A 20092-nucleotide genomic window follows, 5' to 3' on the forward strand; every position below is an offset into this window, starting at 1 on the left:
CTAACGCCTCCTAGTGCTACTGACCGGTAACTTTACCGTGCAGCCTTTGCAGCGCCTCATCCTTGGCTCGCACGCTGTCGGCCAGCTGGGTCTGGAACTCGACGATGCGGGCCCGCAGGCCCGGGTCGGAGGCGCCGAGGATGCGCACCGCCAGCAGGCCGGCGTTGCGGGCGCCGCCGATGGAGACGGTGGCCACCGGCACCCCCGCGGGCATCTGCACGATCGACAGCAGCGAGTCCAGCCCGTCCAGCCGGCCCAGCGGCACCGGGACCCCGATCACCGGCAGCGGTGTCGCCGAGGCGACCATGCCGGGCAGGTGGGCGGCGCCTCCGGCGCCGGCGATGATCACCTCGATGCCCCGCCCGGCGGCGTTGCGCGCGTAGTCGAACATCACCCCCGGCGTGCGGTGCGCCGAGACCACCCGCACCTCGGCGGGCACGTCGAACTCGGCCAGCGCGGCCGCGGCGTCGGCCATCACCGACCAGTCGCTGTCGCTGCCCATGATCACCGCGACGCGAGGAGCTTCGGTCACGCTCATTGATGCCGCTCCTGTTCGTGTGGGTCCCATCCGTCCGTCCACTGCCCGTGGGACAGCCAGTGCGCCGCCAGCTCGGCGCGCCGCCGCAGCGCGGCCAGCCCGGCCGTATCGGCGGCGGGGAAGTCGCCGAGGAAGTTGATGTGACCGACCTTGCGGCCGGGGCGTTCCGCCTTGCCGTACAGGTGCACCCGGGCGTCGGGCATGCGCGCGAACAGGTGGTGCAGCCGCTCGTTGACGCTCATCCGCGGCCGCTCCCGGGCGCCCAGCACGTTGGCCATCACGGTGACCGGCGCCAGCGCGTCGGTGTCGCCGAGCGGATAGTCCAGCACCGCGCGCAGGTGCTGCTCGAACTGGCCGGTCCGCGACCCGTCCATGGTCCAGTGCCCGGAGTTGTGCGGGCGCATCGCCAGCTCGTTGACCAGCAGCGCGCCGTCGGTGGTTTCGAACAGTTCCACGGCCAGCACGCCGACCACGCCGAGCTCGCCGGCCAGCCGCAGCGCCAGCCGTTGCGCGTCGGCGGCCAGGTCCTCGCCCAGGCCGGGGGCGGGCGCGATCACCTGCACGCAGATGCCGTCGCGTTGCACCGTCTCGACCACCGGCCACGCCGCGCCCTGCCCGAACGGCGACCGGGCCACCAGCGCGGACAGCTCCCGGCGCAGGCTCACCTGTTCCTCGGCCAGCACCGGCACGCCGTCGGCCAGGAAGGCGGCCGCGATCTCCCGGGCGTGCACCGGGTCGCGGGCCATCCGCACGCCGCGCCCGTCGTAGCCGCCGCGGACCGCCTTGACCACCACCGGGCCACCGACCCGCCGGGCGAAGGCGTCGAGCTCGTCGAGGCTGTTGATCTCGGCGTACCGCGGCACCGGCACACCCAGGGATTCCAGCCGCCGCCGCATCACCAGCTTGTCCTGCGCGTGCACCAGGGCCTGCGGCGGCGGCGCCACGTTGACGCCCTCGGCGACCAGTTTGTCCAGCAGTTCGCCCGGCACGTGCTCGTGATCGAAGGTCAACACGTCGGCGCCCGCGGCCACCCGGCGCAGGTCCTCCAGGTCGGTGTGCGAGCCGATCACCACGTCGGACGCGACCAGCGCGGCCGACTCGTCGGCGGCGGTGGCCAGCACCCGCAGCGACTGGCCCAGCGCGATCGCGGCCTGGTGGGTCATCCGGGCGAGCTGGCCGCCGCCGACCATGGCGACGACGGGGACGGCGCGGGGAACGGCTCGGGGCGCCGCTTTCGCGGAGGCGGCGCCCGGCGGGCGGGTACTCGGCACGGCCATCATGGTGTCACGGCGAACAACCGGGTGCTAAATGCCGGCGGCCGCCGTGTTGAGCGGGGCTGACACAGAATTGTTATGTACGATTTTGCGTCGATTTTGTGTCCGTCCGTAGACTGACGTGTTGTGTCCTTCGCCGAAGCCACGATCGCGCGTTTGCCCAGGCTTTTGCAGCCTTATTTGCTACGCCACCACGAGCTGATCAAATTCGCCATCGTCGGCGGCACCACATTCGTCATCGACTCGGCGATTTTCTACACGCTGAAGCTCACCATTCTGGAGCCCAAACCGGTGACCGCCAAGGTGATCGCGGGCATCGTGGCGGTCATCGCGTCCTACGTGCTGAACCGGGAATGGAGCTTCCGCAATCGCGGCGGCCGCGAGCGTCACCACGAGGCGCTGCTGTTCTTCGCGTTCAGCGGGGTCGGGGTGCTGCTGTCCATGGCGCCGCTGTGGTTCTCCAGCTACGTGTTGCAGCTGCGCCAGCCCACGGTGTCGCTGACGGTGGAGAACGTGGCCGACTTCATCTCGGCCTACATCATCGGCAACCTGCTGCAGATGGCGTTCCGGTTCTGGGCGTTCCGGCGCTGGGTATTCCCCGACCAGTTCGCCCGCGACCCCGACAAGGCGCTGGAGTCCGCCCTCACCGCCGGCGGTATCGCCGAGATCTTCGAGGACGCGTTCGAGGACGACGGCGGCAACGTCACGCTGTTGCGGGCCTGGCGCAACCGGGCCGGCCGGCTGACTCAGCTGGGCGATTCCTCCGAACCCAGGGTGTCGAAGACCTCGTGATACAGCAGCGCGTGCACCTCGCGCAGCCGCGGAATGTCGTGGAACTCCAACGGATCCTGTGACGCCGACTCGATGATCAGCGTGCCGGTGCGCAGCATCCGCTCGGTGATCCGGTCGCGGAACTCCACGCTGTTGATCCGGGCCAGCGGAATGTCGATGCCGGTGCGGGTGGCCACGCCGTGCCGGAACATCACCCGCCGGTTGGTCACCACGAAATGGGTGGTCAGCCAGCCGAAGAAGGGCCACAGCGTCAGCCAGCCGACGATCACCAGCCAGATCCCCCAGATCACGCCGTGGATGATGTTCTTGGCGAGCTGCTCGAAGTGCGTCGAGTCGAGGTAACCCGAGCCGAACGCCGCCAACCCGGTGCCGAGGATCAGCACCAGCACCGGGCCGATCAGCCGTTTCCAGTGCGGGTGGCGGTGCACGATGACGTGTTCGCCGGCGGCCAGAACGTTATCCGGGTAGCCCATGCCCGCCGACCTTAGCCGGGCCCGGTGCCGCGCGGGTGCGGCTAGCGCAGATGCACCACGTCGCCGGCGGCGACGACGACGGTTTGCCCGCCGCTGTCCAGACACAGCCGGCCCTGGTCGTCGATGCCGCTGGCGGTGCCCTCGACGTGTTTGCCGCCGGGCAGGTCGGCGCGCACCCGGGTGCCGATGGTCAGGCTGCGGGCCCGGTAGTCGGCGGCCAGCGCCCAGTCTGCCCCGCGCGCGGCCTGCCAGCTGACGATGCGCCGGCCGAGCTCGCGCAACAGCCCGGACACCAGCGCGGTGCGGTCCGGCGCGGCCACCCCGAGGTCGAGCAGCGAGGTGGCGCCGGGGCCGTCGATCTCGTCGGCGGACTGAGTCACGTTGAGCCCCAAGCCGATAACCACCACCGGCTTGGACACCTCGGCGAGGATTCCGGCCAGCTTGCCCGGCGAGCCGGCCGGCCCGGCCAGCACGTCATTGGGCCACTTCAGCCCGACCGCCACCCCCGCCGGCTGCAGCAACGGGGCCACCGTGTCGACCACGGCCACCCCGGTGGCCAGCGGCAGCCAGCCCCACCCGGCGGCCGGGACGTCGACGACGCTGACCCCGACCGACATGGTGACCTGGGCGCGCGGCGTGGCCGACCAGCCCCGGCCGTGCCGCCCCCGCCCGGCGGTCTGGTGCTCGGCGATCAGCACCGCCCCGGCGACGTCGTCGCCCGCCGCCGCGCGCGCCAGCAGGTCGGCGTTGGTGGAGCCGGTCTGCTCGACGACGTCGAGCCGGCGCCAGCCCAGCCCGGTGCCGATCAGTTCGGCGCGCAGCGCGGCCGCGTCCAACGGGGCTCGAAGCCGGTCTCGGTCGGTCACCGGACCCAGCCTAGAACTCACGGCCGGCGGTCGCGCATGTCCAGCACGGCCAGATGGCTGAACAGCATGCTGGTTCCGATCGGGTTGCCGCCGCCGGGATAGGTGGTGCCGCTGGGGGCGGCCATGGTGTTGCCCGCCGCGTACAGCCCTGGGATGGGCCGGCCGGCGGTGTCCAGCACGCGGGCCGCGGTGTCGGTGCGCAGACCGCCCTTGGTGCCCAGATCGGAGACGCCGAACGCGGCGGCGTGATACGGCGGTGTGTCGATGGGCACCAGCGGGGAGGCGCCCGCCGAGAAGGCCCGGTCGAACGCCTCGTCGCCCCGGCCGAAGTCCTCGTCGACGCCGGCGGCGGCAAACCCGTTGAACCGCAACACCGTTGCCGTCAGCCGCTGCGCGGGAACGCCGATCTTGGCGGCCAGCTCGGGCAGGCTGTCCGCGGTGTGCCACAAGCCGGCGGCGACGTATTTCTCGGTCTCGACGGGGGAGACGTTGGTCGCCTTCACCGGCGGCACCGCACCCTCCTTGTCGTCGTAGATCATCCAGTACGGCAGCCTGAGCGACCCGTCCCGCAGTTGGGCCAGGATCTGCCGGCCGGCCCGGTCGTAGGCCATGGACTCGTTGACGAACCGGTCGCCGGACTGGTTGACGAAGATGCCGCCGGTGAACCACAGCGCGAACGCCGAGCGGCCGTCGGGATGGGTCAGGCCCGGCGACCACCACGCCTGGTCCAGCAGGTCGGTGTCGGCGCCGACGGCGATGCCCGCCTGCAGCGCCAGGCCGCGACTTCCCGGGCCGCCCATGGTGTCTCGCGCCTGCCCCGGCACCCCGTAGGCGCGGCGCAAGTCCGGGTTGGCCTCGAAGCCCCCGGTGGCCAGCAGCACCCCGCGCCGGGCGCGGACGGCGCGGCGCTCACCGCCGGTCTCGACCACCGCGCCGACCACCCGGCCGTCGGTGCGCACGAGCTCCACCAGGGCGGTGTCGCGCCGCAGCGTGGCCGTCGGGAACTCGCCGATGGCCCGCAGGAATCGCGCAATCAGGGCGCGGCCCCCGAGGTAGTAGTCGGACGGCGGTTCGGCGCCGAGCCGGTCGGTGTCCAAGGGCCCGCGGATCAGCGTCCGGAATTCGGGGGCGGCGGCCACCGGCAGCGGCTTGGCGGCGATGTGGCGTTGGCCGTCCAGCCGCGCCTTGGGCGCCTTGCCGTAGTAGTCGGGCCAGGGCAACGGCACGAACGCCAGATGCGGGTCGGCCTCCAGGTATTCGATCAGCGGGGCCCCGCCGCGCACATAGGTTTCCTGCAGCTCGCGCGGGGTGCGGTCGCCGACCACGGCGTGGTAATAGGTGAGCGCGTCCTCGATGGTGTCGTCGGTGCCCGCGCGGATCAGCACCGGATTGCACGGGAACCAGACACCGCCGCCGCCCGAATAGGCGGTCGTGCCACCGAATTTCGACGTCGCCTCGACGAGCAGCACCTCGAGGCCCTCGCGCGCCGCGGTGTAGGCGCCGGTGACGCCGCCGGCACCGGATCCCGCCACCAGCACGTCGCACTCCGCGGTCCACTGCACCGTGCCCATAGTCAGCGCAGCCTATCCGCGCCGCTAAGCTCGTCTCCCATGACGAGCGTTACCGACCACACCGCCGAACCCGCCGCGGAACACTCCATCGACATCCACACCACCGCGGGCAAGCTGGCCGAGCTGCACAAGCGCCGCGAGGAGTCGCTGCACCCGGTGGGTGAAGAGGCCGTCGAGAAGGTGCACGCCAAGGGCAAGCTGACCGCCCGCGAGCGGATCCTGGCCCTGCTCGACGAGGACTCGTTCGTGGAGCTGGACGCGCTGGCCCGGCACCGCAGCAAGAACTTCGGCCTGGAGAACAACCGCCCGCTCGGCGACGGCGTGATCACCGGCTACGGCACCATCGACGGCCGCGACGTGTGCATCTTCAGCCAGGACGCCACCGTGTTCGGCGGCAGCCTGGGCGAGGTGTACGGCGAGAAGATCGTCAAGGTGCAGGAGCTGGCCATCAAGACGGGCCGCCCGCTGATCGGCATCAACGACGGCGCCGGCGCCCGCATCCAGGAGGGCGTCGTCTCGCTGGGCCTCTACAGCCGCATCTTCCGCAACAACATCCTGGCCTCGGGCGTCATCCCGCAGATCTCGCTGATCATGGGCGCGGCCGCCGGCGGGCACGTCTACTCCCCCGCCCTGACCGACTTCGTCGTCATGGTCGACCAGACCAGCCAGATGTTCATCACCGGGCCCGACGTCATCAAGACCGTCACCGGTGAGGACGTCACCATGGAGGAGCTGGGCGGCGCACACACCCACATGGCCAAGTCGGGCACCCTGCACTACGTGGCCTCGGGCGAGCAGGACGCCTTCGACTGGGTCCGCGACCTGCTCAGCTACCTGCCGCCCAACAACGCCACCGACCCGCCCCGCTACGCCGAGCCGCACCCGGCGGGGGCCATCGAGGACAACCTCACCGACGAGGACCTCGAGCTGGACACGCTGATCCCGGACTCGCCCAACCAGCCCTACGACATGCACGAGGTGATCACCCGGATCCTCGACGACGACGAGTTCCTGGAAATCCAGGGCGGTTACGCGCAGAACATCGTCGTCGGGTTCGGCCGCATCGACGGCCGGCCGGTCGGGATCGTGGCCAACCAGCCCACCCAGTTCGCCGGCTGCCTGGACATCAACGCCTCGGAGAAGGCGGCGCGGTTCGTGCGGACCTGCGACTGCTTCAACATCCCGATCATCATGCTGGTCGACGTCCCGGGCTTTCTGCCGGGCACCGGCCAGGAGTACAACGGCATCATCCGGCGCGGCGCCAAGCTGCTGTACGCCTACGGCGAGGCCACCGTCCCCAAGATCACCGTGATCACCCGCAAGGCCTACGGCGGCGCCTACTGCGTGATGGGCTCCAAGGACATGGGCTGCGACGTCAACATCGCCTGGCCGTCGGCGCAGATCGCGGTGATGGGCGCCTCGGGTGCGGTCGGGTTCGTCTACCGCAAGCAGCTGGCCGAGGCCGCGAAGAAGGGCGAGGACGTCGACGTGCTGCGGCTGCAGCTGCAGCAGGAGTACGAGGACACCCTGGTCAACCCGTACGTCGCCGCCGACCGCGGCTACGTCGATGCGGTGATCCCGCCATCACACACCCGCGGCTACATCGCCACCGCGCTGCGGCTGCTGGAACGCAAGATCGCCCATCTGCCCCCCAAGAAGCACGGGAACATTCCGCTATGAGTTCCGCCACGAGTGACGAAAACGGTTCGGCCGCAACAGAAGCCGCGCCGCACGAGCCGCACATCCAGATCCTCAAGGGTGAACCCACCATCGAGGAGGTGGCCGCGCTGGTCACGGTGCTGGGATGCGTCGGCGGCGCGCCGGAGCCCGAGCAGCCCGAGAAGACCCGCTGGGGTCTTCCGGTCGACCGGCTGCGCTTCGCGATGTCCAACTACCAGCGGCTGACCATGCAGCAGATGACGCACCTGAGGCGTTGACCCGCCTGGTGCTGGCCTCGGCCTCGGCCGGCCGGCTCAAGGTGCTGCGCCAGGCGGGGGTGGACCCGCTGGTCGTGGTGTCCGGGGTGGACGAGGACGCGGTGATCGCCGCGCTGGGGCCGGATACGTCGCCAAGCGCCGTGGTGTGCGCGCTGGCGACGGCCAAGGCCGACCGGGTGGCCGGCGCGCTTCAGGCCGGCGTCGCCGCCGATTGCGTTGTGGTCGGCTGTGATTCGATGCTGTTCATCGACGGCGGGCTGTGCGGCAAACCGGGCTCGGCCGACGCCGCGCTGCGCCAGTGGCGCCGCATCGGCGGGCGGTCCGGCGGGCTGTACACCGGGCACTGCCTGTTGCGGCTGCGCGACGGCGATATCACCCACCGCGAAGTCGAATCAGCTTGCACCACAGTGCATTTCGCCTCTCCCGCCGAGGCGGATCTGCGGGCGTACGTGGCCGGCGGGGAGCCGCTGGCGGTGGCCGGCGGCTTCACCCTGGACGGCCTGGGCGGCTGGTTCGTCGACGGGATCGACGGCGACCCGTCCAACGTGATCGGCGTCAGCCTGCCGCTGCTGCGGACCCTGCTGGCGCGGGTGGGGCTGTCGGTGTCCGCGCTGTGGGCGGCCGACTGACGTCCAACGTCGAGCCAAGGGACGCCCAACGTCGAGTTGTTGGGCCGAAAACCCGAAATTCCCGACAACAAGTCGACGTTGGCGCGCCGTGCCACCGACAAAGTCGACGTTGGGCCCCGAGCAACGAGATGGGTAGGCTCGAAACCGTGCCACTACCGCCCGATCCACACCCGTCCCTGCAGGAATACGCGCACCCCGAGCGCCTGGTGACCGCCGACTGGCTGTCGGCCAACCTGGGCGCCCCCGGCCTGGTGATCGTCGAGTCCGACGAGGACGTGCTGCTCTACGACGTCGGCCACATCCCCGGCGCGGTCAAGATCGACTGGCACACCGACCTCAACGACCCGCGGGTGCGCGACTACATCGACGGCGCGCGGTTCGCCGAGCTGATGGACCGCAAGGGCATCTCCCGCGACGACACCGTGGTGATCTACGGCGACAAGAGCAACTGGTGGGCGGCCTACGCGCTGTGGGTGTTCACCCTGTTCGGCCACCCCGACGTGCGGCTGCTCAACGGCGGGCGCGACCTGTGGCTGGCCGAACGCCGCGAGACCACCCTGGACGTGCCCACCAAGACCTCCACCGGCTACCCCGTCGTCACCCGCAACGACGCGCCCATCCGCGCCTTCAAGGACGACGTGCTGGCCATCCTGGGCAGCCAGCCGCTGATCGACGTCCGCTCCCCCGACGAGTACACCGGCAAGCGCACCCACATGCCGGAGTATCCCGAGGAGGGCGTGCTGCGCGGCGGTCACATCCCCACCGCCCGGTCCATCCCCTGGGCCAAGGCGGTCGACGAGAGCGGGCGTTTCCGCAGCCGCGCGGAACTCGAGGAGCTCTACGGGTTCCTCCGGCCCGACGACAAGACCGTGGTGTACTGCCGCATCGGCGAGCGGTCCAGCCACACCTGGTTCGTGCTGACGCATCTGCTGGGCAAGCCGGGAGTGCGCAACTACGACGGCTCGTGGACCGAATGGGGAAACACGGTGCGCACCCCGATAGTGGCGGGCGAGGAGCCCGGTCAGGCGCCGGCGGGAGTGTGACGGCGGCGCGATGAGCATCCCCGCGCCGCTGGCCGAAGTGGTGTCCGACTTCGCCGAAGTGCAGGGCCAGGACAAGCTGGCGCTGCTGCTGGAATTCGCCAACGAACTCCCCCCGCTGCCGCCGGAGCTCGAGGAGGCGGCCATGGAGCCGGTGCCCGAATGCCAGACGCCGCTGTTCATGCACGTCGATGCCAGCGACCGGAACCGGGTGCGGCTGCACTTTTCCGCACCCGCCGAATCGCCGACCACCCGGGGCTTCGCCGCGATCCTGGCCACCGGTCTGGACCGCCAGCCCGCCGCCGACATCCTCGCGGTGCCAGAGGATTTTTATGATGACCTCGGGCTGGCCGCGCTGATCAGCCCGCTGCGATTGCGGGGCCTGTCGGCGATGCTCGCCCGGATCAAGCGCAGGCTGCGCGAGTCGCCCGGCTAAATCCGGACCGCCTGCGTCGGCCCAACGGTGCGGCGCTTAGACTTCCGGAGAACTCGTAGTAAGAAATTCTCTTAGAGAAGCCCCGCAGCAATACGTCTGCCGATATGCCAAACAGGAGGCGCAGTGGCCAGTCACGCCAGCTCGAGGATCTCCAAGGTGCTCGTCGCCAACCGCGGCGAGATCGCTGTCCGGGTGATCCGCGCGGCCCGCGATGCGGGCCTGTCCAGCGTGGCGGTGTACGCCGAACCGGATGCCGACGCGCCGCACGTCCGGCTGGCCGACGAGGCGTTCGCTCTGGGTGGTCAGACGTCGGCCGAGTCCTACCTGGACTTCGGCAAGCTGCTCGACGCGGCCGCCAAGTCCGGGGCCAACGCCATCCACCCCGGCTACGGCTTCCTGTCCGAGAACGCCGACTTCGCCCAGGCCGTGATCGACGCCGGGCTGATCTGGATCGGCCCCAGCCCGCAGTCCATCCGCGACCTCGGTGACAAGGTCACCGCCCGCCACATCGCCGCCCGCGCGCAGGCGCCGCTGGTGCCCGGCACCCCCGACCCGGTCAAGGACGCCGACGAGGTGGTGGCCTTCGCCAAGGAGTACGGCGTGCCGATCGCCATCAAGGCCGCGTTCGGCGGCGGCGGCAAGGGCATGAAGGTGGCCCGCACCATCGAGGAGATCCCCGAGCTCTACGAGTCGGCGGTGCGCGAGGCCGTCGCGGCGTTCGGCCGCGGCGAGTGCTTCGTCGAGCGCTACCTGGACAAGCCGCGCCACGTCGAGGCCCAGGTGATCGCCGACCAGCACGGCAACGTCGTCGTCGCCGGCACCCGCGACTGCTCGCTGCAGCGCCGGTTCCAGAAGCTGGTCGAGGAGGCGCCGGCGCCGTTCCTGTCGGACGCGCAGCGCAAGGAGATCCACGAGTCGGCCAAGCGGATCTGCAAGGAGGCCCACTACTACGGCGCCGGCACCGTCGAATACCTGGTCGGCCAGGACGGCCTGATCTCCTTCCTGGAGGTCAACACCCGTCTGCAGGTCGAGCACCCGGTCACCGAGGAGACCGCCGGCATCGACCTGGTGCTGCAGCAGTTCAAGATCGCCAACGGCGACAAGCTGGACATCACCGAGGAGCCGGAGCCGCGCGGGCACGCCATCGAGTTCCGGATCAACGGCGAGGACGCGGGACGCAACTTCCTGCCCGCGCCCGGCCCGGTCACCCGCTACGACATTCCCACCGGGCCTGGGGTGCGGCTGGACTCCGGCGTCGAGGCCGGCTCGGTGATCGGCGGGCAGTTCGACTCGATGCTGTCCAAGCTGATCGTGTACGGCGCCGACCGGCAGCAGGCGCTGGCCCGCGCCCGCCGCGCCCTGGACGAGTTCCACGTCGAGGGTCTGGCCACCGTCATCCCGTTCCACCGCGCCGTGGTGCGCGACCCGGCCTTCATCGGTGACGACAACGGGTTCGCGGTGCACACCCGCTGGATCGAGACCGAGTGGAACAACACCGTCGAGCCGTTCACCGGCGGCGAGCCCCTGGACGACGAGGACGCCCGGCCCCGCCAGAAGGTGGTGGTGGAGGTCGGCGGCCGCCGGCTCGAGGTGTCGCTGCCCGGGGATCTGGCCCTGTCGAACGGGGGCTCGGCCGACCCGGCCGGCGTGATCCGCAAGAAGCCCAAGCCGCGCAAGCGGGGCGGGCACGGCGGCGCGACGGCCTCCGGCGACGCGGTCACCGCACCCATGCAGGGCACCGTGGTCAAGGTCGCGGTCGAGGAGGGCCAGGAGGTCTCCGCCGGCGACCTGGTGGTGGTGCTCGAGGCGATGAAGATGGAGAACCCGGTCACCGCGCACAAGGACGGCGTCATCACCGGCCTTGCGGTCGAGGCCGGCGCCGCCATCACCCAGGGCACGGTGCTCGCCGAGATCAAGTAGGGCTCCGGCGAGAGATTTCGCCGACGGCGTTGTCGCGCCCGGGCGCCGGGAGTAGGGTTACCGGCAAGGTTGAGTTCACAGCCGCCCGGGATGCGTCGGTGACGTGGAGGCAGGCTGAATTCCCTGCCCCCGCCGAACTTTTCCGGCATCGCCGACGTGTTCCACAGCACGATCTCCGCACGGGATGGAGTCAGCGATGTCTGTGGCCCAATCTTGGCAGCAAAGCCGCACCGCACAATTCACGGCGCGGTGGGGGCTGACCGGGACCCTGATCACCGTCGACGGCGAACTCGACGCCGCCAACGCCGATCAGCTCGCCGCCTACGTGCAACAGAGCGTCAACCGTTCCCGCCGCGTGATCCTGGACCTGCGTGGCCTGAATTTCATTGGCACCGCCGGTTTTTCGGCCCTGCATCGGATCAACGTGATCTGCTCGGCGGCCCAGACGTCGTGGGCCATGGCGCCCAGCCCCGCGGTGGCGCGGCTACTGCGGCTGTGCGACCCGGACGGCACGTTGCCGGTGACCACCCCGAAGGCCGAGCCGCTGCTGGAGCCGCGGCGGGCTAACGACGACGAATCGCCCGGGCCGCTACTGCAATTGGTCACGAAGCCGCGTTAGCGACTTGGCCAGCAGCCGCGACACGTGCATCTGCGAGATGCCCACCCGCTCGGCGATCTGGGTTTGGGTCATCGACTCGAAGAACCGCAACACCAGCACGGTGCGTTCGCGTTCGGGCAGCGCCTCGAGCAACGGCCGCAGCGACTCCTGGTCCTCGATGCGGTCCAGCCCGGTGTCCACGTCGCCCAGCGTGTCGGCGATCGCGCGGACTTCCTCTTCTTCGCTGCCGCCGCCGCTGTCGATGGACAAGGTGTTGTAGGAGCTGCCGGCGACCAGCCCCTCGACCACCTCTTCGCGGTCCATCTCCAGCTCCGCGGCGAGCTCGGTCGCGGTGGGCGCCCGGCCCAGCCGCTGCGACAGGTCGGCGGTCGCGGTGCCCAGCCGCAGGTGCAGCTCCTTGAGCCGCCGCGGCACCTTCACCGACCAGCTGTTGTCCCGGAAGTGCCGGCGAACCTCACCCATGATGGTGGGCACCGCGAACGAGACGAAGTCCGAGCCGGCGTCGACGTCGAACCGGACCACCGCGTTGACCAGGCCGACCCGGGCCACCTGAACCAGGTCGTCGCGGGGCTCGCCGCGGCCCTCGAAGCGGCGCGCAATGTGGTCGGCCAGCGGCAGGCACCGCTCGACGATCTTGTCCCGTTGACGCTGAAACTCCATCGAGTCGGGCTCGGCAGTGGCCAACTCACGGAACATGTCCGGGACATCGGCGTATTCGTTCGGGCGAGAAACCGAACCGCCGGCAGCTCGCGCTGTCACCTGCTGGAGGCCGCCCGTCGCGCCGTCAGTGTGATGCCGAAGACACTGCCGGCTTCGTTGGGTTCGCGACCGTCATGGAAAGTCTGAACGTCGTCGGCCAAAGACGTCAGGACGTGCCAGCTGAAGCTGCCGGGCGCCACCACGTCGTGGGTGTCGCATGCCGCGGAAGCCTCGACCACTAATTGGTCGTCTTGCGGGTCGACGACGACGATCAGCGTCGCGTCGGGAGTGGCGGAGCGAATCAACCGGGTGCACACTTCGTCGACCGCGAGCCGCAGGTCCGCCACCGCATCGAAATCCAGGTCCTCGAAAGTGCCGATGGCGCCGACCAGGGTGCGCAGCATCGCGAGGTTTTCCAGCCGCGCGGCGACATGGAGTTCGACGGCGCGGTGGCCGCGCGGACGCTTGTCAGCGTGCAATCCAGCATCCTTCATATGGTCTCCCGGCAATGTTCGACTGACACTACTACTGCTCTGCAGCCCACCGTGGACCGTGCGTTCGAGCCGGTTAGTCATGATCGCCGCCGGGAGTTCCGCCCGGGGTGGACGGGCCTGACACCACCGACATGGGCGCGACGCGCCGCCTGCGACGCGTCGCGGTGATCGCCGGGATCACGCTGGACGTATTGATTGTCGTCGCAGCAGGCATTTATGTCGGGGTGTTCGTGATTGTGTCCCCGATGATGGGGTGACGTTCGATTTCGAGGTGACGCGACCGTTTCGGCACTCATCATGGTGCCACCTTGATACCCGCTCGACGCGGCCCGTAACCGCGGATTCGGCTATCCCGCAAAATTTCAGGGCGGCAGCCGTCGCGGCTGGTCCGGCGGCCGGCGACCCGGCCGGCGAGGCCCGGAAACACCGGGGGAAGACGGCGCCGTCAGCTGGCCGGCCACTGCCTGTGCACCTCGGGATGTTCGGCGTACCAGCGGTCGGCGATCCGGCGGATCCGGCGGTGCTCCACGGCCAGCCAGACCAGCCCCAGCACCGCGGCGATGACCGCCGTGACGCCGGCCGTCATGCCCTCGTGATGATGTCCGGTGGCAAACGCCGCAAGGCTTCCGCAGGCTCCGACGACGCCCGCGACGACTAACAGATACCCCGGCCAGTGCAGGACGTCGATCAGCGACTCGCCGGCGAGCGGCCGCGTGGTCCTCAGATGGTCGACGGGGTCGTGAAAGGTGTCTCCCATGGCTGCTCCTCACCGCACCCTCAACGTTAGATCGCGGCCGGGCAAAGCTGAAGGGCAAAGCTACAGGGCCAGCACCGGACCGGCGATTGGGGCGACTCCCATGGCCACCATCAGCGCCATCACGGTCAGCAGGAACCAGCCCGCGCCGTGCCAGCCCCACCAGGTGCCGCGGGCCTTCCACACCCGGTAGGTGCGCACGAACGCCCAGATCCCGCCGGCCAACGCGATCAGCGGGCCGCCGAACGCCAGCAGCGTGCGCTGGGGCGGCCCGCACGCGACGGTGTCCACACCGCCGGTCGGGCAGGTGCTCACCCACACCGCGGCGATCAGCAGGAAGCCGACGGCGCCGGCCGCGCACAGCACGGCGAACCGGATGGCGGCGTGCACCTCACGGTCTTCCTGGCCCAGGCGATCACCGCCCGACCGCTCGTCTGCCTTCTGCATCGTCCTCACTCCCCCGGCTCGGCCCCCCGTCTTGTTTCATCGCTGCCCGCGCCGCAATGGTTACGGCGGCCCGACGGCGGCCGGTGGGCGCCTCGGCGGCCCGCGGACGCGCCGCCCCTGGCGGCCGCGCGGTGGCAGCGCAATGCGCACGGGATCAGATACCCGCCGGCAAACCCGGGTAAACCGGTCCGGGACGCTAGCCCAGGGTCGGCAGCGCGTCGCGGACCGCCCCGATCGCCGCGTCGATCTCGCCGCGCGAGACGGTCAGCGCCGGGCGGAACCGCACCCCGTCGTCGCCCGTGGGCAACACGATCACCCCGCCTCGCCACAGCCGGCCGATCAGCTCGTCGCGGTCCGCCGTGGTGGGCAGGCTGAACGCGCACATCAGCCCGCGGCCGCGGACGTCGAGCACCAGGCCGGGGAACTCGCGGGCCAGGTCGTGCAGGCCGCGCAGCAGGTAGGCGCCCTGCCGGGCGGCGTGCTCGAACAGCTCGTCGGCCTCGATCACCTCCAGGATGCGGCGGGCCCGCACCATATCGGCCAGGTTGCCGCCCCAGGTGGAGTTCAGCCGCGACGACACCGCGAACACGTTGTCGGCCACCTCGTCGACCCGGCGGCCGGCCATGATTCCGCACACCTGGGTCTTCTTGCCGAACGCCACCACGTCGGGCTGCACGCCGAATTGCTGGTAGGCCCAGGCGGTTCCGGTCAACCCGCAGCCCGTCTGCACCTCGTCGAAGATCAGCAAAGCGTCGTGTTCGTCGCACAGCCGCCGCATGGCCGCGAAGAACTCCGGCCGGAAGTGGCGGTCGCCGCCCTCGCCCTGGATGGGTTCGGCGATGAAGCAGGCGATGTCGTGCGGGTGCGCCGCGAACGCCGCGCGGGCCTGCCGCAGCGACTCGGCCTCCAGGGCGTCGATGTCGGCCCCGCACCGCAGGTGGGGCGCGTCGATCCGCGGCCAGTCGAACCTCGGGAAGCGGGCCACCGTGACCGGCTTGGTGTTGGTCAGCGACAGCGTGTAGCCGCTGCGGCCGTGGAAGGCGCCGCGCAGGTGCAGCACCCGGGTGCCCAGCGCGGGGTCGACACCGCGCCGTTCGTTGTGCCGGTTCTTCCAGTCGAACGCCACCTTGAGCGCGTTCTCCACGGCCAGCGCGCCGCCGTCGACGAAGAACAGATGCGGCAGCGCCGGGTCGCCCAGCACCCGGACGAAGGTCTCGACGAAGCGGGCCATCGGCACCGAGTAGACGTCGGAATTGCTGGGCTTGTTCAGCGCGGCGGCCGTCAGCTCGGCGCGAAACTCCGCATCGCGCGCCAGCGCGGGGTGGTTCATGCCCAGCGCCGACGACGCGAAGAAGGTGAACATGTCCAGGTAGCGCCGCCCGTCCCGGGCGTCATAGAGCACCGATCCGCGGGAGCGGTCCAGGTCCAGCACGAAGTCGAAACCGTCGGTCAGGATGCTGCGCGACAACACCTCGTGCACCCGGTCGGGGCCGGTGCAGGAGCGGGCGCGGGCCAGGCGTTCCAGTGCGGCGGTCATGCCGCCATGGTAGCCGATCTTTACGAAATCATGAGGTACAGACAGTAAGATTTACGGTACATATACCCTATTGTCGTAAAATGTGTTCAATATGATGGTGCTTCGCGTCCTGACGTTCGCGGCGGTCCGGATCCGCTGCAGCAGGTCCTCGAGCGCCCGGGCGGACTCGACGCGCACCAGCAGCACGTAGCTTTCCTCGCCGGCCACCGAATGGCACGATTCGATCTCCTCGATGTGCTGCAGGCGGGCCGGCGCATCATCGGGTTGAGAGGGATCCAGAGGAGTGATGGCCACGAACGCCGACAGCCGGTGCCCGACCGCCTCCGGTTCGATGCGCGCGGAGTATCCCGTGATCACGCCGCGGGCCTCCAGCCTGCGCACCCGCGACTGCACCGCCGAGACCGACAACCGGGCGCTGGCGGCCAGCTCGGCCAGCGTGGCGCGGCCGTCGGCGACCAGCTCGCGCACCAGAATCCGGTCGACATCGTCGAGCGTCTCACTCATGGCCGGAGACTATCGCAGCGGCGGTGCCCGTTGAGCCGGCCGAAATGGTTGCCCGCCTGGCGGTTGCGCGCGATGTTCGCCGCGGGCCTCTCGGCGATGTACGCCGCCGAGGTGCCCGGCTACGCCACCCTGGTGCAGGTGTGCACGCGGGTGAACGCCGATCACGTGGCGCGGCACCCCGACGCCGAACGGTGGGGCTCGCTGCGCCGGGTCACCGCCGAGCGGCACGGCGCCATCCGGGTGGGCAGCCCGGCCGAACTGCGCGCGGTCGCCGATCTTTTCGCCGCGTTCGGCATGGCGCCGGTCGGCTACTACGACCTGCGCCGCGCTGCGTCGCCGATCCCGGTGGTGTGCACCGCTTTTCGGCCGGTCGACGGCAACGAGTTGTCGCTCAACCCGTTTCGCATGTTCACCTCGATGCTGGCCACCCGCGACCGGCGCTACTTCGACCGCGACCTGCGCGCCCGGGTGGACAACTTCCTGGCGCACCGGCAGCTGTTCGATCCGGCGTTGCTGGCCCGGGCCCGGAGCATCGCCGCCGCGGGCGGCTGCGCCGACGATGCCGCCCGGCCGTTCGTCGCGGCCGCGGTGGCGTCATTCGCGTTGTCCGGCAAGCCGATCGAGCGGTCCTGGTACGACGAGCTGTCGCGGGTGTCGGCGGTGGCCGCCGACATCGCCGGTGTCTGCTCCACCCACCTCAACCACCTGACCCCGCGCGTGCTGGACATCGATGAGCTGTACCGGCGGATGACCGGGCGCGGCATCGCGATGATCGACGCCATCCAGGGGCCGCCGGCCACCGGCGGGCCGGCGGTGTTGTTGCGGCAGACCTCTTTTCGCGCGCTGGCCGAACCCCGCCGGTTCCGCGGCGACGACGGCCGCATCACCGAGGGGACGGTACGGGTGCGCTTCGGCGAGGTGGAGGCGCGCGGTGTGGCGCTGACCCCGCGGGGCCGCCGCCGCTACGACGCCGCGATGGCCGCCGACGACCCGGCCGCGGTGTGGGCCAACTACTTTCCCGCCACCGACGCGCAGATGGCGGCCGAGGGCCTGGGCTACTACCGCGGCGGCGACCCGTCAGCACCGATCGTCTACGAGGACTTCCTGCCCGCCTCGGCGGCGGGCATCTTCCGGTCCAACCTGGACGCGGAAACCCCCGGTGCCGCCCAGGCCGCCCCTGCCGTCGACGACTCCGGCTACGACCAGGACTGGCTGGCCGGGGCGCTCGGCCGCGAGATCCACGACCCCTACCCGCTGTACGAGGCGCTTGCCCAGGAGGCCCCCCGATGACTTTGCCCACCGCCGACGAATTGCGCGCCCGCGCCGCCGATGCCCTGCGCTCCCTCGGAGCCCACGTCGAGCTCGGCGCGCCGGACGCGCACGGGCTGCCCGCCAGCACCCCGATCACCGGCGAGGTGCTGTTCACCGTCGCACCCACCACACCCGATCAGGCCGAGCACGCGATAACCCAAGCAGCCCAAGCGTTTTCGGAATGGCGCCGCACCCCGGCCCCGGTGCGCGGCGCGCTGGTGGCGCGGCTGGGCGAGCTGTTGCGCGCGCACCGCGACGAGCTGGCCGCCCTGGTCACCCTCGAGGTCGGCAAGATCACCTCCGAGGCGGCCGGCGAGGTGCAGGAGATGATCGACATCTGCCAGTTCGCCGTCGGCCTGTCCCGGCAGCTCTACGGCCGCACCATCGCCTCGGAACGCCCCGGGCACCGGCTGTCCGAGACCTGGCACCCGCTCGGGGTGGTCGGCGTGATCACCGCGTTCAACTTCCCGGTCGCGGTGTGGGCGTGGAATGCCGCGCTGGCGCTGGTGTGCGGGGACACCGTGGTGTGGAAGCCCTCGGAGCTGACGCCGTTGACGGCGCTGGCCACCCAGGCGCTGATCGCCCGGGCCGCGGCCGACGTGGGTGCCCCGCCCGGGGTGAGCGCGGTGGTGCTGGGCGATCGCGAGCTGGGCGAGCTGCTGGTGGACGACGAGCGCGTCGCGTTGGTGTCGGCGACCGGGTCGGTGCGGATGGGCCGGGCGGTCGGGCCGCGGGTGGCGGCCCGGTTCGGGCGGGTGCTGCTGGAATTGGGCGGCAACAACGCCGCCGTCGTGACGCCGTCGGCCGACCTGGACCTGGCCGTGCGGGCCGTGGTGTTCGCCGCCGCCGGCACCGCCGGTCAGCGCTGCACCACGTTGCGGCGGCTCATCGTGCACCACTCGGTGGCCGACGAGGTGGTCGCCCGGGTGGTGTCGGCGCTGCGCCGGCTCCCGATCGGCGACCCGTTCGAGCCGGGCACGCTGGTGGGGCCGCTGATCCACGAGACCGCTTACCGCGACATGGTGGGGGCGCTGGAGTCTGCGCGCGCCGACGGCGGCGAGGTGATCGACGGCGACCGCAGGCACCCCTTCGCCGTCGAGCACCCGAGCTCTTACTATGTGGCGCCGGCGGTGGTGCGCATGCCCGCGCAGACGCCCATCGTGGCCACCGAGACGTTCGCGCCCATCCTCTACGTGCTGACCTATGACCGGCTGGACGACGCGATTGCGCTCAATAATGCCGTGCCGCAGGGTCTTTCGTCGGCCATCTTCACCACGGACCTGCGCGAGGCGGAACGCTTCCTGGACGAATCCGACTGCGGAATCGCCAATGTCAACATCGGCACGTCCGGCGCGGAGATCGGCGGCGCGTTCGGTGGGGAGAAGCAGACCGGCGGCGGGCGGGAGTCGGGCAGCGACTCGTGGAAGGCCTACATGCGCCAAAGTACCAATACCGTCAATTATTCCGGTGCATTACCCCTGGCCCAGGGCGTCGAGTTCGGATGAATCCATTGTGGCCGGTGTCTCATGTCGTATGAGTACTATCTGACACATGGCGACGGCCCGAAGGCGATTATCCCCCGAAGATCGGCGGGCTGAGCTGCTCGCTTTAGGGGCGGAGGTCTTCGGCAAGCGGCCCTACGACGAGGTCCGCATCGACGAGATCGCGGAGCGCGCCGGGGTGTCGCGGGCCCTGATGTACCACTACTTCCCGGACAAGCGAGCGTTTTTCGCGGCGGTGGTCAAGGACGAGGCCGACCGGCTGTACGAGAACACCAACATGGACGACGTCACCGGGTTGACCATGTATGAGGAGATCCGGGTCGGGGTGTTGGCCTACATGGCCTACCACGAGCAGAACCCGGAGGCCGCATGGGCCGCCTACGTCGGCCTGGGCCGGTCCGACCCGGTTCTGCTGGGCGTCGAGGACGACGCCAAGAACCGCCAGATGGAACACATCATGTCCCGGATCAACCAGCTGCTCGCCGAGGTGCCCGCCACGCTGGAGCCCGACGTCGAGCGGCACCTGCGGGTCATCCTGCACGGCTGGCTGGCGTTCACCTTCGAGATCTGCCGGCAGCGCATCATCGACCCCACCACCGACGCCGACAAGCTCGCCGACGCCTGCGCGCACGCGCTGCTGGACGCCATCGGCCGGGTGCCCGAGATCCCCGAGGAGCTGGGCGAGGCGATGGCCAACTCGCGGCTCTGAGCGGGCCGCGACCATGTCGGTGCCCGTTGGCACCATGGAC

The 20092-nt window shown here is 70.5% G+C and carries 23 protein-coding genes; 12 read left to right on the top strand and 11 right to left on the bottom strand.

Features of this window, described 5'->3' with window-relative positions; translation table 11 throughout:
- Positions 1-16 precede the first annotated feature (16 nt).
- Both purE and MAA44156_RS18355 read right to left on the bottom strand, forming a co-directional pair.
- A complete protein-coding gene (purE, locus tag MAA44156_RS18350; protein WP_029248586.1) occupies positions 17-538 on the bottom strand; it encodes a 5-(carboxyamino)imidazole ribonucleotide mutase in 522 nt (173 codons plus the stop codon).
- Positions 535-1818, bottom strand: coding sequence for a 5-(carboxyamino)imidazole ribonucleotide synthase (locus tag MAA44156_RS18355; protein WP_023879513.1), 1284 nt, complete (start codon positions 1816-1818; stop codon positions 535-537). Before MAA44156_RS18355 ends, purE begins: the two co-directional genes overlap by 4 nt.
- Before the next feature lie 120 nt (positions 1819-1938).
- On the opposite strand from MAA44156_RS18355, the gene MAA44156_RS18360 reads away from it, so the two are divergent.
- Positions 1939-2604 (top strand): GtrA family protein, encoded by a 666-nt coding sequence (locus MAA44156_RS18360; protein WP_003874529.1) that lies wholly within the window; start codon positions 1939-1941, stop codon positions 2602-2604.
- Here MAA44156_RS18360 and MAA44156_RS18365 read toward each other — a convergent pair.
- From MAA44156_RS18365 to MAA44156_RS18375, 3 genes are read right to left on the bottom strand one after another with little or no spacing between them, the layout of a single operon-like run.
- Positions 2559-3077, bottom strand: a complete 519-nt coding sequence (locus tag MAA44156_RS18365) for a PH domain-containing protein (protein WP_009978777.1) — start codon at positions 3075-3077, stop codon at positions 2559-2561. The genes MAA44156_RS18360 and MAA44156_RS18365 overlap by 46 nt on opposite strands.
- Before the next feature lie 41 nt (positions 3078-3118).
- Entirely contained in the window at positions 3119-3943 is an 825-nt protein-coding gene (locus MAA44156_RS18370; protein WP_029248587.1) for a biotin--[acetyl-CoA-carboxylase] ligase, read from the bottom strand.
- Positions 3944-3960: 17 nt separating this feature from the next.
- On the bottom strand, positions 3961-5514 hold the full coding sequence (locus MAA44156_RS18375; protein WP_009978780.1) for an FAD-binding protein: 1554 nt from the start codon (positions 5512-5514) through the stop codon (positions 3961-3963).
- Between the two features lie 39 nt (positions 5515-5553).
- Between MAA44156_RS18375 and MAA44156_RS18380 the strand changes: the two genes are divergently transcribed.
- The 7 genes from MAA44156_RS18380 to MAA44156_RS18410 all read left to right on the top strand — a co-directional run bounded on the left by MAA44156_RS18380 (position 5554) and on the right by MAA44156_RS18410 (position 12095).
- Positions 5554-7194: an acyl-CoA carboxylase subunit beta gene (locus tag MAA44156_RS18380; protein WP_009978782.1), complete on the top strand. Its 1641-nt coding sequence runs from the start codon at positions 5554-5556 to the stop codon at positions 7192-7194.
- Positions 7191-7451 (top strand): acyl-CoA carboxylase subunit epsilon, encoded by a 261-nt coding sequence (locus MAA44156_RS18385; protein ID WP_009978783.1) that lies wholly within the window; start codon positions 7191-7193, stop codon positions 7449-7451. Before MAA44156_RS18380 ends, MAA44156_RS18385 begins: the two co-directional genes overlap by 4 nt.
- A complete protein-coding gene (locus MAA44156_RS18390) occupies positions 7448-8080 on the top strand; it encodes a Maf family protein (RefSeq protein ID WP_009978785.1) in 633 nt (210 codons plus the stop codon). Before MAA44156_RS18385 ends, MAA44156_RS18390 begins: the two co-directional genes overlap by 4 nt.
- Positions 8081-8226: 146 nt before the next feature.
- The gene (locus tag MAA44156_RS18395) at positions 8227-9123 is read left to right on the top strand and encodes a sulfurtransferase (protein ID WP_003878966.1); all 897 of its coding nucleotides are present in this window, start codon (positions 8227-8229) and stop codon (positions 9121-9123) included.
- A gap of 10 nt (positions 9124-9133) precedes the next feature.
- Entirely contained in the window at positions 9134-9556 is a 423-nt protein-coding gene (locus MAA44156_RS18400; protein WP_003874522.1) for a SufE family protein, read from the top strand.
- A 123-nt stretch (positions 9557-9679) separates the two neighbouring features.
- Positions 9680-11476 carry an acetyl/propionyl/methylcrotonyl-CoA carboxylase subunit alpha gene (locus MAA44156_RS18405; protein ID WP_009978786.1) on the top strand — a complete coding sequence of 599 codons (1797 nt, stop codon included), beginning with the start codon at positions 9680-9682 and terminating at the stop codon, positions 11474-11476.
- Positions 11477-11660: 184 nt separating this feature from the next.
- Entirely contained in the window at positions 11661-12095 is a 435-nt protein-coding gene (locus MAA44156_RS18410; RefSeq protein ID WP_010949949.1) for an STAS domain-containing protein, read from the top strand.
- Here the strand turns inward: MAA44156_RS18410 and MAA44156_RS18415 are convergent.
- Together MAA44156_RS18415 and MAA44156_RS18420 are read right to left on the bottom strand one after the other, a co-directional pair.
- Positions 12066-12854 carry an RNA polymerase sigma factor SigF gene (locus tag MAA44156_RS18415; protein ID WP_003878969.1) on the bottom strand — a complete coding sequence of 263 codons (789 nt, stop codon included), beginning with the start codon at positions 12852-12854 and terminating at the stop codon, positions 12066-12068. The genes MAA44156_RS18410 and MAA44156_RS18415 overlap by 30 nt on opposite strands.
- Positions 12851-13288, bottom strand: coding sequence for an ATP-binding protein (locus tag MAA44156_RS18420; protein ID WP_003878970.1), 438 nt, complete (start codon positions 13286-13288; stop codon positions 12851-12853). Before MAA44156_RS18420 ends, MAA44156_RS18415 begins: the two co-directional genes overlap by 4 nt.
- 107 nt (positions 13289-13395) lie before the next feature.
- Between MAA44156_RS18420 and MAA44156_RS23355 the strand changes: the two genes are divergently transcribed.
- On the top strand, positions 13396-13545 hold the full coding sequence (locus MAA44156_RS23355; RefSeq protein WP_009978788.1) for a hypothetical protein: 150 nt from the start codon (positions 13396-13398) through the stop codon (positions 13543-13545).
- A gap of 188 nt (positions 13546-13733) precedes the next feature.
- Here the strand turns inward: MAA44156_RS23355 and usfY are convergent, their stop codons facing one another.
- From usfY to MAA44156_RS18440, 4 genes are all read right to left on the bottom strand, one after another.
- Complete coding sequence (gene usfY, locus MAA44156_RS18425; protein ID WP_003874516.1) at positions 13734-14045, bottom strand: protein UsfY; 312 nt, start codon at positions 14043-14045, stop codon at positions 13734-13736.
- Positions 14046-14105: 60 nt separating this feature from the next.
- A complete protein-coding gene (locus tag MAA44156_RS18430; protein ID WP_003874515.1) occupies positions 14106-14489 on the bottom strand; it encodes a hypothetical protein in 384 nt (127 codons plus the stop codon).
- 196 nt (positions 14490-14685) lie between these two features.
- Complete coding sequence (gene lat, locus MAA44156_RS18435; protein WP_009978790.1) at positions 14686-16026, bottom strand: L-lysine 6-transaminase; 1341 nt, start codon at positions 16024-16026, stop codon at positions 14686-14688.
- A gap of 51 nt (positions 16027-16077) precedes the next feature.
- Complete coding sequence (locus MAA44156_RS18440) at positions 16078-16530, bottom strand: Lrp/AsnC family transcriptional regulator (protein WP_003874513.1); 453 nt, start codon at positions 16528-16530, stop codon at positions 16078-16080.
- A gap of 30 nt (positions 16531-16560) precedes the next feature.
- Here MAA44156_RS18440 and hglS point away from each other — a divergent pair, with 30 nt between their 5' ends.
- Genes hglS through MAA44156_RS18455 form a run of 3 tightly spaced genes read left to right on the top strand, consistent with a single transcriptional unit; the run spans position 16561 to position 20052 of the window.
- Positions 16561-17820: a 2-oxoadipate dioxygenase/decarboxylase gene (gene hglS, locus MAA44156_RS18445; RefSeq protein WP_009978791.1), complete on the top strand. Its 1260-nt coding sequence runs from the start codon at positions 16561-16563 to the stop codon at positions 17818-17820.
- Positions 17817-19346: an L-piperidine-6-carboxylate dehydrogenase gene (amaB, locus tag MAA44156_RS18450; protein WP_009978792.1), complete on the top strand. Its 1530-nt coding sequence runs from the start codon at positions 17817-17819 to the stop codon at positions 19344-19346. Before hglS ends, amaB begins: the two co-directional genes overlap by 4 nt.
- A gap of 46 nt (positions 19347-19392) precedes the next feature.
- A complete protein-coding gene (locus tag MAA44156_RS18455) occupies positions 19393-20052 on the top strand; it encodes a TetR/AcrR family transcriptional regulator (protein WP_009978793.1) in 660 nt (219 codons plus the stop codon).
- Positions 20053-20092 lie beyond the last annotated feature (40 nt).

The sequence above is a fragment of the Mycobacterium avium subsp. avium genome, from assembly GCF_009741445.1.
Lineage (GTDB): Bacteria > Actinomycetota > Actinomycetes > Mycobacteriales > Mycobacteriaceae > Mycobacterium > Mycobacterium avium.

Excerpts from the sequence above, each read along its gene's own strand:
- purE (WP_029248586.1), bottom strand. The coding sequence starts at position 538 with ATGAGCGTGACCGAAGCTCCTCGCGTCGCGGTGATCATGGGCAGCGAC.
- MAA44156_RS18355 (WP_023879513.1), bottom strand. The coding sequence starts at position 1,818 with ATGATGGCCGTGCCGAGTACCCGCCCGCCGGGCGCCGCCTCCGCGAAA.
- MAA44156_RS18365 (WP_009978777.1), bottom strand. The coding sequence starts at position 3,077 with ATGGGCTACCCGGATAACGTTCTGGCCGCCGGCGAACACGTCATCGTG.
- MAA44156_RS18375 (WP_009978780.1), bottom strand. The coding sequence starts at position 5,514 with ATGGGCACGGTGCAGTGGACCGCGGAGTGCGACGTGCTGGTGGCGGGA.
- MAA44156_RS18380 (WP_009978782.1), top strand. The coding sequence starts at position 5,554 with ATGACGAGCGTTACCGACCACACCGCCGAACCCGCCGCGGAACACTCC.
- MAA44156_RS18385 (WP_009978783.1), top strand. The coding sequence starts at position 7,191 with ATGAGTTCCGCCACGAGTGACGAAAACGGTTCGGCCGCAACAGAAGCC.
- MAA44156_RS18400 (WP_003874522.1), top strand. The coding sequence starts at position 9,134 with ATGAGCATCCCCGCGCCGCTGGCCGAAGTGGTGTCCGACTTCGCCGAA.
- MAA44156_RS18410 (WP_010949949.1), top strand. The coding sequence starts at position 11,661 with ATGGAGTCAGCGATGTCTGTGGCCCAATCTTGGCAGCAAAGCCGCACC.
- MAA44156_RS18420 (WP_003878970.1), bottom strand. The coding sequence starts at position 13,288 with ATGAAGGATGCTGGATTGCACGCTGACAAGCGTCCGCGCGGCCACCGC.
- usfY (WP_003874516.1), bottom strand. The coding sequence starts at position 14,045 with ATGGGAGACACCTTTCACGACCCCGTCGACCATCTGAGGACCACGCGG.
- MAA44156_RS18430 (WP_003874515.1), bottom strand. The coding sequence starts at position 14,489 with ATGCAGAAGGCAGACGAGCGGTCGGGCGGTGATCGCCTGGGCCAGGAA.
- lat (WP_009978790.1), bottom strand. The coding sequence starts at position 16,026 with ATGACCGCCGCACTGGAACGCCTGGCCCGCGCCCGCTCCTGCACCGGC.
- MAA44156_RS18440 (WP_003874513.1), bottom strand. The coding sequence starts at position 16,530 with ATGAGTGAGACGCTCGACGATGTCGACCGGATTCTGGTGCGCGAGCTG.
- amaB (WP_009978792.1), top strand. The coding sequence starts at position 17,817 with ATGACTTTGCCCACCGCCGACGAATTGCGCGCCCGCGCCGCCGATGCC.
- MAA44156_RS18455 (WP_009978793.1), top strand. The coding sequence starts at position 19,393 with ATGGCGACGGCCCGAAGGCGATTATCCCCCGAAGATCGGCGGGCTGAG.